This window comes from Fibrobacter sp. UWB10 (genome assembly GCF_900182935.1).
In the GTDB taxonomy this organism is placed as follows: Bacteria; Fibrobacterota; Fibrobacteria; order Fibrobacterales; family Fibrobacteraceae; genus Fibrobacter; species Fibrobacter succinogenes_O.
The window spans coordinates 93,059-107,207 of sequence record NZ_FXUE01000004.1; the positions used below are offsets into that span (position 1 = coordinate 93,059).

Annotated in this window: 11 protein-coding genes and 1 tRNA gene; 2 read left to right on the plus strand and 10 right to left on the minus strand. The window is 50.0% G+C overall.

Annotated features, from left to right (window positions below; translation table 11 throughout):
• Window positions 1–30 precede the first annotated feature (30 nt).
• Window positions 31–2,757 carry a helicase C-terminal domain-containing protein gene (locus QOL41_RS10715; protein ID WP_283429752.1) on the plus strand — a complete coding sequence of 909 codons (2,727 nt, stop codon included), beginning with the start codon at window positions 31–33 and terminating at the stop codon, window positions 2,755–2,757.
• A gap of 7 nt (window positions 2,758–2,764) precedes the next feature.
• Here the strand turns inward: QOL41_RS10715 and QOL41_RS10720 are convergent, their stop codons facing one another.
• On the minus strand, window positions 2,765–3,787 hold the full coding sequence (locus QOL41_RS10720; RefSeq protein WP_173653637.1) for a diguanylate cyclase domain-containing protein: 1,023 nt from the start codon (window positions 3,785–3,787) through the stop codon (window positions 2,765–2,767).
• A gap of 222 nt (window positions 3,788–4,009) precedes the next feature.
• A complete protein-coding gene (locus tag QOL41_RS10725; protein WP_283429753.1) occupies window positions 4,010–5,167 on the minus strand; it encodes a GGDEF domain-containing protein in 1,158 nt (385 codons plus the stop codon).
• A gap of 71 nt (window positions 5,168–5,238) precedes the next feature.
• Between QOL41_RS10725 and glmM the strand changes: the two genes are divergently transcribed.
• Entirely contained in the window at window positions 5,239–6,579 is a 1,341-nt protein-coding gene (gene glmM, locus QOL41_RS10730; protein ID WP_283429754.1) for a phosphoglucosamine mutase, read from the plus strand.
• A 422-nt stretch (window positions 6,580–7,001) separates the two neighbouring features.
• On the opposite strand, the gene QOL41_RS10735 is transcribed toward glmM, so the two are convergent.
• The 8 genes from QOL41_RS10735 to QOL41_RS10770 all read right to left on the minus strand — a co-directional run bounded on the left by QOL41_RS10735 (window position 7,002) and on the right by QOL41_RS10770 (window position 14,141).
• Window positions 7,002–8,501 carry a T9SS type A sorting domain-containing protein gene (locus QOL41_RS10735; RefSeq protein WP_283429755.1) on the minus strand — a complete coding sequence of 500 codons (1,500 nt, stop codon included), beginning with the start codon at window positions 8,499–8,501 and terminating at the stop codon, window positions 7,002–7,004.
• A gap of 242 nt (window positions 8,502–8,743) precedes the next feature.
• Window positions 8,744–9,115 (minus strand): Hsp20/alpha crystallin family protein, encoded by a 372-nt coding sequence (locus tag QOL41_RS10740; RefSeq protein ID WP_173653633.1) that lies wholly within the window; start codon window positions 9,113–9,115, stop codon window positions 8,744–8,746.
• A 242-nt stretch (window positions 9,116–9,357) separates the two neighbouring features.
• The gene (locus QOL41_RS10745; protein ID WP_283429756.1) at window positions 9,358–10,662 is read right to left on the minus strand and encodes a TolC family protein; all 1,305 of its coding nucleotides are present in this window, start codon (window positions 10,660–10,662) and stop codon (window positions 9,358–9,360) included.
• 117 nt (window positions 10,663–10,779) lie between these two features.
• A tRNA-Val gene (locus tag QOL41_RS10750) sits at window positions 10,780–10,854 on the minus strand.
• A gap of 46 nt (window positions 10,855–10,900) precedes the next feature.
• Entirely contained in the window at window positions 10,901–11,365 is a 465-nt protein-coding gene (locus QOL41_RS10755; protein WP_283429757.1) for a PTS sugar transporter subunit IIA, read from the minus strand.
• Window positions 11,366–11,464: 99 nt separating this feature from the next.
• Window positions 11,465–12,229 carry a type I 3-dehydroquinate dehydratase gene (locus QOL41_RS10760; protein WP_173653630.1) on the minus strand — a complete coding sequence of 255 codons (765 nt, stop codon included), beginning with the start codon at window positions 12,227–12,229 and terminating at the stop codon, window positions 11,465–11,467.
• A gap of 16 nt (window positions 12,230–12,245) precedes the next feature.
• The gene (gene pyrC / locus QOL41_RS10765; RefSeq protein WP_283429758.1) at window positions 12,246–13,247 is read right to left on the minus strand and encodes a dihydroorotase; all 1,002 of its coding nucleotides are present in this window, start codon (window positions 13,245–13,247) and stop codon (window positions 12,246–12,248) included.
• Window positions 13,248–13,346: 99 nt separating this feature from the next.
• Window positions 13,347–14,141 (minus strand): ABC transporter ATP-binding protein, encoded by a 795-nt coding sequence (locus QOL41_RS10770; RefSeq protein WP_283429759.1) that lies wholly within the window; start codon window positions 14,139–14,141, stop codon window positions 13,347–13,349.
• Between the last annotated feature and the right edge of the window lie 8 nt (window positions 14,142–14,149).

Genomic DNA, 14,149 nt, shown 5'->3' on the forward strand with positions numbered 1-14,149 from the left:
AATTTGATGAAAGTTTGAATGAGGAATCAAATGGAAATGAAATCTTTCGTTGCGATTGACCTTGAAACGACTGGCCTTGATTTTGAAAAGGACGAAATCATCGAAGTGGCGCTGGTGCGCTTTGAAAACGGTGTGCAGGGCGAATCGGTCGATTACTTGGTAAAGCCTACGAATGCAACGCTTCGTCCGTTTATCGAAAGCTTGACAGGTATCAGCAATGCAGATATTGAAGCCGCAGAACCATTTGCTGCTGTCGCTCAAAAGATTTATGCTTTCATTGGAGATTTGCCGATTGTCGCACACAATGCGATGTTTGATTCCAAGTTCTTGAAGCAGACTTTTGCAAAGGTCGGCATTTCGTTCGATGACCATCCGGTGTGGGATTCGCTGACGGTTTCGCGCATTGCCTACCAGAATGTGCCGAATCATCGCTTGGATACTTTGGTACAGGAATTGGGCATTGAACGTAGCCGCGCTCACCGTGCGCTCCCGGATGCGGAAGCATGCGGGCACCTTTTCGTGATGGCGCTTGACAAGATTGCAAGTATGGACCCGTGGCTTGTGAATGCACTTTCGAAGGTTGCCAGGGGTTCGTACTGGTCGCTGGTATGGAATGAAACCGAAGGCGCTTCGGATCTTCCGCAGTACAAGCTGCCGGATGTCCCGCTGGAAGATGCGCCGGCAAAGGAACGCGCTCCGCGTGTGAGTGAATTCTTTAAAGAAGGCGGCCTCCTTTCGACGAAGGTTGAAAATTTCCAGATTCGTTCGAATCAGCAAGATTACGCCTCGGTGGTGGAACGCAACATGCACAAGGGTGGCCTTTGCGTGCTCGAAGCGCCGACGGGTTCGGGCAAGTCGCTTGCTTACCTGGTGTCTGCCGCCTGCAAGGCAGTGTCGGGCGAGCGCGTGGTGATAAGCACCGCGACCCGGGCACTGCAAGAACAGCTTTGGAGTAAAGATATTCCGACGGTTGCGAGTCTGTTTGATGGCAAATTGAAAGCGGCCGTACTCAAGGGCCGTGAAAATTACCTGTGCCTTCGCAAGTTCGAAGAAATATTGAAAGCTCCGCAAAGCCTGTTGCTGAGCGACGAACGCGATTCCTTTATGGCGATTGTGCCGTGGGTATTTGAAACTACAACGGGCGATGTGAACGAATGCAATTCCTTTAGCCAGGGCCGCAATCGTGTGCTTTGGTCTAAGCTTGCAAGCTCTGCAAAGTCGTGCCTTGGTGAAAAGTGCCCGCATTACAGCAAGTGCCCGGCTCTCGCAGCCAAGCGCCGCGCCATGAATTCCAATTTGGTGCTGGTGAACCATTCGCTGTTCCTTGCCGATATGGCGGTGGATTTTGCACTGCTTCCGCTTTATGAACATATCGTGTTCGATGAAGCGCATAGACTCCCGCAGGTAAGCCGTCAGGCATTTGGCCGAACCATTTCGTTCTTTGCTCTCAGAAATATTATCAAGACGCTTGTTCCGTCTAGGGGTCACGAAAACGAAAACCGCGACGGCTTGCTTGCCGAAATTGAAAAGCGTATCCCTGTCGAAGAAACTGAAATTCACAATCTTTGCGTGAACCTTTCTGAATCGCTTTCTGAAACGGAAAAGGCTTTGCATCGTTTCTTCATGAAGATTGGCAAGAAGCTTGCAAAGCAGAAGAATAACCGCAACGGCTTTACGTATTCTTCGGGAATTATGGCCGAATACGATGCGGATCCCTCTGCCTTTATGGACCAGGGCTTGAACGCAATCAAGCTTGCGGATACCCTTGCCGCTGCAGTACGTGCGCAGCAGGCTCTTTCGGGCTTGTTGAGCGATGTGAACGGTCGCATGACAGAACTTTCCCGTTTCTTGCAGGACTTTGAATTCATTACCAAGGCTGGCCGTGAAGATTGGGCCTTCTATATGGAAGAACCTTTCAACCCGCATACCATCAAGTTGCATGCAAGTCCGCTTGAAGCAAGCGCTCCGTGGAAAGAAAAATTCTATCCGTGGATTAAGTCCGCTACGTTTACCTCGGCAACGCTTTCGGTTCAGGGCGACTTGACCTATTTCGTGCAAAAAATGGGTATGGATGCTCCGGGCGGAAAGAAGTCTCCGTTCTTGCGCGTGTATAATGAATCGGGCAAGAAAGATGAAAATCGCTCGGTGATTGTGGCGAAGTATTTGCCCAAACCCTCAACTCAGGAATACAACGACGCCGTAAATGAAACGCTTTGCGCTGTTTTGCCTGAAGTCGAAGAAAATACGATGGTTCTCTTTACCAGTATTTCTGCGATGATGAAGGCTCAGGCAGCCCTCGCTCCGTTGTTTGCTGAAAAGGGTAAACTGCTTTTGTGCCAGCATGTAGATGGTGCTTTGGACGGCCTTGTGGCTATGTTCCGCAAGTCCCGCGGCGCATGCTTGCTTGGTTGCCAGAGCCTGTGGGAAGGCGTTGACTTCCCGGGCGATGCATTAAAACTTTTGGTGATTCCGAAACTCCCGTTCCCGAATCCGGTGGATCCGCTGGTCGCAGGCATTACCAATAAGATGAAAGCCGAGGGCAAAAATTCGTTCAAGGATTACTTTGTTCCCGAAGCCTTCATGGAATTACGCCAAGGCCTTGGTCGTCTGATTCGTTCCGAAGAAGATAGCGGTAAGGTGCTGATTCTGGACAACCGTGTGGTTGTCGAACATTACGGCAAAACCTTCATGCGTATTTGGAATAACAAGCAGAAGATTGCAGGCTCCATTGACGATATTAAGGCTGCTTTAAAGTAGCCTGGAATTATTCGTTAATGTCGCGGTGATTGTACTGCAGTTGCGTGTAGTAACTGGTTTTTTCTTCTTGCATGGATCTCATGATTTCGTCAATGAAATCGTCCATGGTCTTAGAAGTATCGTAACTTTGGCTGCAAATGCAGGTGGTAAGCTTGTACGAATTGCTGAATGTGTTGACTTCGTTCAGGCCGGCCTTGATACGCGTAATGCACATGCTGACGGCTATTTCGTTCGTGGTGTTGATGAAAGCGATGAATTCATCGCTTGAATAACGGACGATAATTCCGAGTTCGCCCACGGCGCGATTTAGAACTTTGGTGACCTTGGTAAGGACCCTGTTTCCGATGACTCTGCCGTAATTTTGGTTGATCTTTTTAAAGCTGTTGACGTTTACGAGAATTCCTGTGACATGAAGGTCTTTTTTCTTTTTCTTGTATTCCCGGCTCAAGATTGCTAGGTAAGCATAATTGTAAACGTTGGTGAGTTTGTCTCTATAGACGCGTTCTCCGTGAATAGATGAGAATACGCCCGCGATTGCAATTGCGGTGCACGAAGAAATAGCGGAGATTCCGTAAAAGAGCGATTGGGCGACTGTCCCTGCGATAATCGGGAAAAAGAAAATCCAAACAGGGAACGATTTGAGCGGCCCGCCTCTGTGTTTGCAGATGAGATAGATGATAAGGCTGTCCAGTAAGAGGCCGTAATCTATAATGGTGTAAATCCAGAAGTATCTGCGGGTATAGACGTTGTTTGCGGAAATGTCAAAAATAATCGGAACGAAATTGTTGAGAATGACAAGAACCAGTCCTAGGACAATGGAAAAACCGAGAACGTTGCGGTGGGCGGTTGAAAAACGGTAGTTCAGGTGCTCGGCAAGGAACAGTAGCCAGAAAACACCGCTGAACATGTTGGTGAGGTATAGAAGTTCGTTGCTGCCGTACACGAAGATACGGGCGATTGTTCCGGGGCGGCCATCGGCCGTGTAGGCAATAGGATCAAGAACGCAGGTGCAGAACGTGAAAAAAAGCAATAGCTGAAGATAGGCGTTTTCGGACCCTCTTTCACGAAAGCGCCATGCGTTGCCCGCTATTAAAACGGCAAGTAACACTATCCCAAAAATATTCGTTGCGTAAACCGCTGTAAGTTCAAAAGTCGGTTCCATGTTGATCCCCTACTATTAATATAATCACTTTTTTCGCAAATCGGTAGTTTTTATATAAATTGCCGATTTTATGTAATACGATGTAGTGATTTAGTGCTTACGACGATCCATAACTCTGTGAGACGCATAGAAAGCCTTCTTATTTTCGTACATGCGGGAGTCAATGGTGTTGATAAAGGTGTCGACACTTTCTTCTTTTAAGTTCAGTTTGTAACAACCGATTGCGGCCGAAAGGTTGTATGCCTTGTCGTTCTTGTTGTTGAATTGCGAGAAGGACTGCTGAATCTTGTCGATGCAGGCCTGGGTGACAGAGTCGTCTTGAGTATTGATGAGAATAATAAACTCGTCGCCTGCATAACGGATGACAATGCCGAGACTGCCTACGGCTTTTTGCAAGATTTGCGTGGTGGCAACAAGAGCTTCGTCGCCCACAAAATGTCCGAATTCGTCGTTGATGCGTTTGAAATCATTAAGGTCGAGCATAAGGCCCGTAATATTTTGTTTGGGGCGCTTTGCGAATTTTTTGAGTTTGTAATCTAGATAGGTGCGGTTGAAAAGGCCGGTGAGCACATCGCGGTAAATCATTTCGTTTTGCAGGCTCGCTAAAATTCCGGCAATTGAAATCGTAATGCTTGTAGGAATGACCGATATGCCGTAGAATACGGTTTGGATGATTCCGCCAATGAGGATGGGAACGATGAATACCCAGATAGGGAAGAATTTCAGGTTCCCCCCTTTCTTCTTGCTCCTATAGTAAGTGATAAGACTGTAAATGACAAGAAGGTAGTCGGCGATCAAGAAAAAGAAATACAGGCTTTTACGGGTGTACAGGTTGTTTTCATCAATAGAAAATACAACGGGGTAGAAGAAATTAATGATGAGCAGGATTAGACCGATGGATACAGTCGTGTTCAGAAACAGGTTTGCTCTTTTCGATATTCTTCCGTTCAGGTAATAGGCAAGGAATCGGTTCCAACTGAACACGGCGAACATGTTTGCGACGAAAAGCCAAGTACTTGTTATATAAACGGACGCGGTTGCGATAGTTCCCGAGAGGCCTTTTGTGGTATAGGAAATCGGGTCTGCGATGCAACTTGTCAGGGCAAAAAACATCATGGCGAGCAGGTTTGTGTTGGCGTGATTTCTGTTTTGCAGACGCCAAAGATTACATGCTATCATGACGGCCATCAGAACGATGCCGATGATATTTGTAATGTAAATACTCTCCAAATTGAACAAAGGATTCATTGTTTTGTGCCTTCTTCAACCTTTAATAATACATAATATTTTTGTATCTTTTTGATAAAATTGGAGAATTTATGTCTAAATTAATGCGTTCTATTTCGGGTATCCGCGGAATTGTGGGCGATACCCTTACCCCCCAAGTTTTAAAGAGCCATGTAAGCGCCTTTTTGCAGATTACCAAGGCCAAGCGTGTGGTAATCGGCCGCGATAGCCGCCCGACGGGCGACGCTATCAGTCAGTTTGTCGCGGGCATCTGTCGTCTGTCGGGCGTAGACGTTGTAGAGGTCGGCCTTTCGACGACCCCTTCCGTTGAAATCCTTACGACCGAACTGAAGGCCGACGCTGGCATTATCATTACCGCAAGCCACAATCCGCTGGAATGGAACGCCCTCAAGTTCCTGAACAACAAGGGATTGTTCCTTGGTCCTGCCGACGTGAAGCAACTTTTTGAACTTGCCGATGCCGATGACTTTAAGTATCCGGATTACCGCGGCATGGGCAAGTATGAATTCATGAAGGATGCCGACGGCGTGCATGTCGATGGCACTTTGAAGATTCCGTTTGTTGATGTGGAAGCTATTAAGGCCAAGCATTTCAAGGTGGCAGTCGATGCCGTGAATGGCGCTGGCAGCTACATTGTGCCGCGCCTGTTGGAACAGCTCGGTTGCGAAGTGGTGCGCGTGCACTGCGAACCCGATGGCACGTTCCCGCGTGGTGCCGAACCGATTCCCGAAAATTTGGGCGACCTGCGCAAGGCTGTAAAGGATAACGGTTGCGCTGTGGGCTTTGCGGTGGATCCGGATGCGGACCGTTGCGCTCTTGTCGATGGCCTTGGTCAGAGCATTGGCGAAGAATACACGCTTGCCATTGCGACCGAAGAAGTTCTTAGCCAGAAGAAAGGTGGCGTTTGTGTTAATTTGTCTACAAGTCGCATGAACGAAGACGTTGCCGAAAAGTATGGCTGTGAATTCAGCCGCGCTAAGGTCGGCGAAATTAACGTAAGCTTGCAGATGATTGAAAAGGGCTGCGTTATCGGTGGCGAAGGCAACGGCGGCGTGATTCTCCCGGCCCTCCACTACGGTCGCGATAGCCTCGTGGCTGCTGCTCTCGTGCTCAGCTGGATGGCTCACCATAACGGCGGTCCGGAAAAGTTCGTGGCTGAAAATCCGTCTTACGCCATGCCCAAGAAAAAGTTTGAACTCGGCGACAAAAAGGTGGCTGATATCTTGCCCAAGGTCAAGGCTGAATTTGCAGGCTGGACCATGGATGAACGCGATGGCCTGTGGCTTGGCAAGGAAAAGTCTTGGGTGCATGTGCGCGCCAGCAATACGGAACCGGTTATCCGTGTTATTGCCGAGGCTCCGACTGCTGAAGAAGCCGAAGCTCTCTGCACTAAAGTCGAAAAACTTATATAGTCTTCGCTATGCGGCGTTGTTCGCCCCCTCACGTACGACTTAGTACGCTACGGGGGTGAGCGCTACTGAAACTCCGCACTTTAGTGCGGGAAATGGGCGTAGCCCATTGTTCGTTGAAGGATGTCGTAATCCTATCTTGTCAGAAACTTGTTTCTGTATCAAGATAGAGATTAGGACCTGGCCTAGCTCGACTCTCTAAGTTTTTCTTTGATTCATTTTGTGCTCGCTTTATGCGAGCATTTTTTATTGCGATGGAACTGAGCGGTCTCTGTGAGCAAAAAGCGACCCGGTGTTAACGGGTCGTGATTGCGAGAGCGAGGCGATATCACATTCTTGGATATGCAATAGAGCCGAGCGGTCTTATAACAAAAGGGTTCGCCTTTGATGGCGAACCCTTGAGGTTGGAGTGTGTGTAGGAAATTTTAGAACTGTTCGAAGAACTTGTGAACTTCTTCAGGAACCCAGGTGTTCTGCCAGTTGCCGTTGTCGTAGGCTGTCCACTGGTGCTGACCGTTCCAGCTGCAGAACTTGACCGGGAAGCGTTCGTCGACGGTTGTGAAGTCATAGCAGAGGTGTCCGCTGCCACCGACTTCCTTCGGCTTTTCTGCGCTGGCGTCGGTGAAGTTGCCATCTGCGTCGGCCTTACCGTTGTTCTTGAGGATGCGCTTGAGTGCACTGTCACGAGCGCGGTTGTATTGGCAGGTGCCGTCGTTCTTGCCGTGCACAGCCATCCAGGCGATAGGCAAGCCCTTGTTCTTCGGCAAGTAGATGTTGTAGTCGGCGGTTGCATAGACAGCGACTGCGCGCAGGCGGTCTTGCATGTCCTGGGCCATGGAGTTCGTGACCATGGCACCGAAGCTGAAGCCCGTCATGAACACGCGGCTGGTGTCAATGCAGTAGTTTTCTTCGAGAGTCGTAAGCAACTGGTTAATGAACACGTGGTCCTTGTCGCTAGATACGCTCCACGGCATACCGTCGGTATCGCCACGCGGAGAAACGAAGATGTAGTTGCCTTCGGTGTCGAGTTTTTGCTGGCCGTAGTACGGACTCGGATGGTCCTGGTCCGCATAGTGGTGAACGAAGTCTTCGGCGTTAGAGCCCATGCAGTGCATGGCGAAGAGCAACTTGTAAGGTTTCTTGTTGTCGTAGTTCTTCGGTAGCGTGATGAAGTATTCGCGGTTGTCGCTGCCGACTCTCATTTCGAAACGGTCGCCGTTTTCGACACTCTTGGTCTTTTGCAGCTTGGAAGTCGTGCCGCAGCCCTTACTCGGGGTCGGGGTGTTCTTCATTGCGTAACCGAACTTGAATGTCGGTTCAGAAGAGACTTCATTAAGCTTGATGCTTACGGTTGTGTCAAGGTTCGGGAGGTATGTCTTGAGGGTGTCATAGCCTTCGAAAGTGACTCTCAAGGTGTCCTGTTCGTTGGAAAGTCTTGCGAGAGCCTGGTGCTTCTGCATTGCAGAACCAGAGAAGCTACCGGAAGCGTTAAAGCGAATCGTTTCTTGTGCAGAACCGAGCTTGACGCGGGCGAGGTAGGTGCCCTGAGCTTCGATAACGGAATTCAGATCCACAGAGCCGGAACCCTGGAAGGTCTGAGCAAAGACCTGGTTGCCGACCATATCAAAAATCTTGACCTGAACCGGGGTGCTACCATTCTGAGTAAAGTTCAAAACGCCGTTAGTGACGCTGAAACCGCCGGCGCTACGAGCCTGTGTAAGACCGATTGTTTCTTCCTGGAAGGTGAACTTGCCTTGTTCATCAGTGGTGGTGGACTTGTTTCTCTTGAGGAGCTTTACGTCCGCGCCCTGGATAGCCTTGCCGTCTTTACCGGTGACGGTACCGTTCAATGTATATGCAGATGCTGTGCCGCACAATGCAGCAACAAGTGCTGTTGATAACAGCGTTGAGAACTGCTTTCCCATACTTACTCCTTTTTGGGCCCAAAACACTCTTTAGCCCTCTATCCCAAAAATATATTTCATGGGGTGATTTGTACCGGAAAAATTACAGGGCTCATTGATAAACTGTCCATAACAAAAAATTTACACAAAAAGACCCCTTTCGGGGTCTTTTCGGGGAAGGAGTATGATGAAAAAAATTAATTTTTACACGATTTTTGCCCCTTTTGGGGGCAAATTTCGCGTATTTTGGGGACTTTTTAGGCTTAGTCAATCGTCAGTTTGCGGGCGGCTGCGGCCTGCTTTTTTGACAAGGCGAACGACAAGACGCCGTTTTCGAGGGAGACCTTGATGTTTTCGGTGTCGATATCGTCGGCCAGGCGGAAGCTGCGCTCGTAAGTGAACTTGCTTTCCTTGCGGTTACGCGTTGCCTTGACGGTGATGATGTTCTTTTCGACCTGGATGTCCAAGTCTTCCTTCTTGACGCCCGGGAGTTCCACTTCAAGCATGAAGCCGTTGTCGACTTCATAGTAGTCGGCCTTGGGCGTGTAGCTGCATTCGTTCTGGGCGTTGCAGGCGTTCAAGTTGTCAAGGAAGTTCTGGATACCGTAGAAAGTGCTCGGAATAAACTGTGTCATAATTTTAACCTCTTTGGATGTGGGTCCAATCTTTGGCGGTTTGCCTCGGCTTGGTGCCCTGTTTTTGTTTACACCCACCTAATAGCAAAAGGCGTGCCAATTCCGCAGATATTTTTGCTGTGGAGGCGCAAAGTGCCTTATTGGGTATGAAAAGGAGGTGCCGGGTTAGGCCCGGCATGACATTAGGTACAAAAAGAAACGCCCCTTGTTTCAGGGGCGCAACATCTGACGTTTATTTTTGATTAGTCCAGCTTGCCTTGGTATAATTCAAGGAGCTTTCGGGATAAAAGGCTCGTGTATTTTGCGTTGGTGAGCGTAATTTGGGCCTTTTCGAGGTTGTTCTTTTGACTCAGGAAGTCGGTATAGGTGAGGGCGCCTGCGTTACGCTGTTCCTCGGCTACGGTGAGTGCTTCGGATTCGGCCTGCACTTGGAGGATTGCTGCCTTCCATTGCATGTCGGCGCTCATGGCATTTAGATAGAGCTTTTCGAGATTGTTTTCGAGGGTCTTTAAATCTTCTTTGAGGCTGACCTGCGATTCGGTTTCGCTGACTTGTGCCTGCAAGACTTTGCTTGCGGTTGCACCACCATCGATAATCGGAATGTTAATGCCAAGCGTAATAGAATTCTGCCAACCGTACTTGAGCTGGTTCTTGTAGGCATCGGATTCCCAAGCTTGCAAGCCCGTGCTGGAATTGGCTCCGAGAGTCACAGTAATGGAATTGCCCTTGCTGGCGACTTTCGTGTTTTTTTGGGCGGCGCGTACGGACACGCTGTCGGACTTGAGTCCGGGGTGTGCGTTTTGGGCGTCCGTCTTGAGCTGTTCGAATGTCGGGAGCGGTTCAAGGGAATCGGGACTTTCGATATTTGTTTCAGGTGCGGTAATTTGGAATTCCGCGTTGTCGTCAAGTTCCAGAAGTTGGCGTAGTGTGGTTTTCGCGGTGCTGACCGAAAGCTGAGCGGTGAGCTGCGAGGTTTGCTTTTGCAGCACGTTGGACTGCGACTGGGTCAAATCTTTCTTGGTAATGGAGCCCGCTTCGTAGAGTTTGCTGTAGTGCTCGAATTCGGCCTGGGCAAGTTCGACCGAGGCGTCTGCAGTACGCAGGTTCTCGTTTGCGGCAAGCAGGCTCATGTAGGCGTTTAGCACGCTTTCTTGCACGCTGCGTTCGGTCTGCTTTGTGGCAAGGACGGTCGCTTCTTTGGATAGTTTCTTGGATTCCACGTTCAAGCTAGTGGCGCCGCCGTCCCATAGTGTGTATGATCCCGAAATGCCGAGGTTCAATCGATAATGGTCTTCGTTGTCGATAAAGGGGTGGTCGTAGAGCGTGTTCTGGATGCTTGCACTTACGGTAGGGCCGCCGCTAGATTTAGCCTGCTTAATTGAAATGTCGGCGGACTGCTCGCGGAGCTTGGCCGATTCAAGTTTTAGGCTTGCCTTTTTGGCTTGCTTGAGGCAGTCCTCTAAGGTCCAGGAGCCTTCGGCAAGAGCCGTCGTAGAAAGGGCGGCTGTTGTAAGGATTGCGGTAATGAGGACTTTGGTATTAATCATGCCTTTTAGATGCCTACAGGCTTTAAAACGTTGCGTTGTGGAGACAAGATAACAAAATAACTTGCTCCTAAAGTACCAAAAAACAAAAAAGACTTCCGGGGTAGGAAGCCTTTTGAGTGGACGGTACTGGATTTGAACCAGTGACCTCTGCCGTGTGAAAGCAGCGCTCTAAACCAACTGAGCTAACCGTCCGAGGTAGGCGCAATTATAGAAAACTTTTTCTAGCCTGTCAAGGGGATTAGAGGTATTTGTCTTCGGCGGCGCGGAGAATCGTCAGGAACTCGGCCGGGTCCTTGGAGGCAATCAGGTCCTTACGGACACCGCCATCGGCCAAAAGACGGCTGACAGAGGAAAGAGCCTTCAAGTGCGGGCCCACGGTGTTGCCGGGGCTTACGATCAAAATGATCAGGTATACCGGTTCGCCGTCGAACGAGGCGAAATCCAGGCCGCTTTCGATGGTGGCTGCTGCCATGCACATGCGGTCTACGCAGTCAATCTTGGCGTGCGGAACGGCAAGTCCACAACCGATACCGGTGGAACGGCTCTGTTCGCGCGTCCAGACGGCATCAAAGATTTCATTGCGGTGATCCAATTTGTAGGCACTGCAAAGCGTATCCACGAGTTCGTTCAGGATTTCTTCCTTGGACGTGCTCTTGGAGTTAATCAGAATGCAATTGTCGACAAACCTTTCGGAAAGGCGCATGGTTACTTCCTTTTGTAAATTTCAATATGGATATTTAGCAAAAAAATGCGCCGTTTGGACAAAAATATGCCCTTTGAAACGAAAAAATATCAAAAATGACTAGAATTGCTCCAAAAAAGCCAAAATTTCCATCTGGGAATGCAAATTTTCGCTTTGATCGAGGGCGCGACGCATAATAGAGACTTCGATTTGTCCCGGTGCCTCGGAGTGTCCGATGGAGCCGTAGGTGAGGTTTGCGCCTTCGTTCAACGACCAAAGGCGGCTGACTCTGCCGGTTTCACCCATGCCGAAGGCGGCAAACATCTGGAATTTTTTGCCGTACTTTTTTGCGAACTTGTATAGGCGGTCGCAGTCGCTGTCGGAATTGCTCATGGCTGCAATCTTTAGACCCTGGGCGCCTACGCGCTTGAGGTCTGCGGCGAAGGTTTCAAGTTCCATGTCGGTCGGAATGCGTTCGAAGTTGTGTTCTGAAATGAGCAGGCCGACACCGATGGGGTAGGCCATATCGTTCAATGTCTTGAAATCGTTCAGGCAGTCGCGCTCGAGGTCTAGCCATTCGGGAACTTGCCTTGCCGAAAGAATTTGCTTCCAAAGCTCCAGGCGTTCGACGGCGCGGGCGTCGGGGAACTTGCCGCCATCGCGCTTTAAGCGGATGGTGCCGATTTGGATTTTGTTTGCGACAATGTTTCGGACTCTTTCTGAAAGGGTGGGCCACACGGATTCGTCAAAGAAATCGTAGCGGATTTCGATGGCGTCGCAGCAGTCGAGGTCGAGACGCACCGGATGGAACAAGTCCTTTTCGGCGGCTTCGAGAACGTCGGGGCCCACAAGCCCCACAAGGTATTTGCGAGAGTCAGAAATCATGGCGCAAATATAAAAATTATGCGAGCTTCCAGTCGAGTTCCTGGCCGGCGGCGAGCGGGACGACTCCGTTTACGATCGCGGGTACAGTCCACTTTTCGCGGACGACTTCGATCTGCTGCGTGGTCCGCTTAAGGCCGTAAAAGTCGGCGCCGAAGCCTGCGATAAAATTCGGGAGCTTGTCCAGGTGGCCAGCCCTTTCGAATTCTTGAACCAAGAGCGGGATGGCGACCGGGGCGCTGTAGACGCCTGCTGCGCCGCAGGGGCATTCCTTTTTGCCGAGCTGGTGCGGCGCAGAGTCCGTGCCGAGAAAGAACTTGGGCGAGCCGCTGAAGGCGGCTTCACGAATGGCGGCACGGTCTTCCGGCCGCTTCGGGAGTGGCTTGCAGAAATGGTGCGGCCGTAAGGCGTCTCCCACGATGTCGTCGAGAGTCATCATCAGGTGGTGCACCGTGAAGGTGGCGGCCACGTTCGCGGGGAGTCTCTTGACTGCCTCGACCGACTTCGCCGAACTCAAGTGTTCAAAGACGATTTTCAAGTTCGGAAATTTTTCGGCCAATGTTTCTACGCGCTTGATGAAGGCGGGCTCGCGGTCCAGGCAGAATTCACCCGGTTCTTCGCCGTGCACGCACAGCACAAGGCCAAACTTTTCCATCATGGCGACAACCGGGAAAATGCCTTCGAAATCGCTGATGCCGTCGGCGCTGTTGGTGGTCACGCCTGCAGGGTAATACTTGCCCGCCACAACACCGACCGCCATCATATCCTTCAAATCTTGTTCCGTATAATTCGGGTTCAGTTTGAAAGTCATGAGCGGAACAAAGTCCGGGCGCACGGCCTTTGCCGCCTCCAAGATCTGCGCCTTGTATTCGGCAATCACCTTAGCAGAAGTCATTGCGGGAACGGTGTTCGGCATAATGATGGCGCGACCAAATTGTTGAACCAAGTCGCGAACGTAACCGGGCATCAATTCGCCCTGGCGGAGGTGCGCATGAAAGTCGTCAGGTAAAGGAAGAAACATTTTAAAATCCTTTTGTAAAATGTGTAGTGTGGAATGTGTAGTGTGTAATGGTTAATTATTCATTTGTCATTTCACATTTCACATCGCGGCTTCGCCGCTCTACCCGCTATTGCGGAGGTCGCGGAACAATTCTCTAGAAATTTCGCTATCGCTGTTGAGCCAGTAATCAAAGGGTTTGGGCTCTGTGAGAGTCTTGCGATGCAAGAAACAAATGTTGCAGTCCAGTTCCTTCGAAATCATAAGGTCATGCGTCACGATAATGATTGTCGTTTTGAACAATGTACGCATGTTATCAATCAGCGGCAGCAGGTTGCGGCGGTTGTAGTTGTCAAGCCCTGCCGTCGGTTCGTCCATCAACAATAGCTTCGGGTCCATAGCCCAACTACGAGCAATCGCGACACGTTTTTGCATGCCGACACTGAGCATGTGCGGGAACAAGTCTGCTTCATCGCGTACACGCATCAAGTCCATGGCCATGTTGATTTTTTCGTCGATTTCGGCGGGAGATCCCATTTTATGGTAACGGAGTGGAAGTCCGATGTTGTCGCGTACACGCAGGTTTGAAATCAAAGCCCCGTTTTGGAATACCATTCCCACTTGGCGCTTGGCTACTTCTAGAGCCGTCAACTTTTCAGGCGGAATGAATTCACCGAAGTAGTAAATGTGTCCGCGGGTGGGACGGGTAAGCCCTGCGATAATTCGTAAAAGAGCACTCTTACCTTGGCCAGAAGGACCGCCAATGCAAACCGTTTCACCGCGTTTGACAGAAAAATTCACGTTGGAAATCAGCTCTTTTTGCGGGTCCGTTTCGATGCCTCTGAAATACCCTAAAATTCTTGGCTTAGAGAACATCGCTCCTACGATGTCCCTATAGGCAAGGTGGATATCTTCCATTCTTAAGG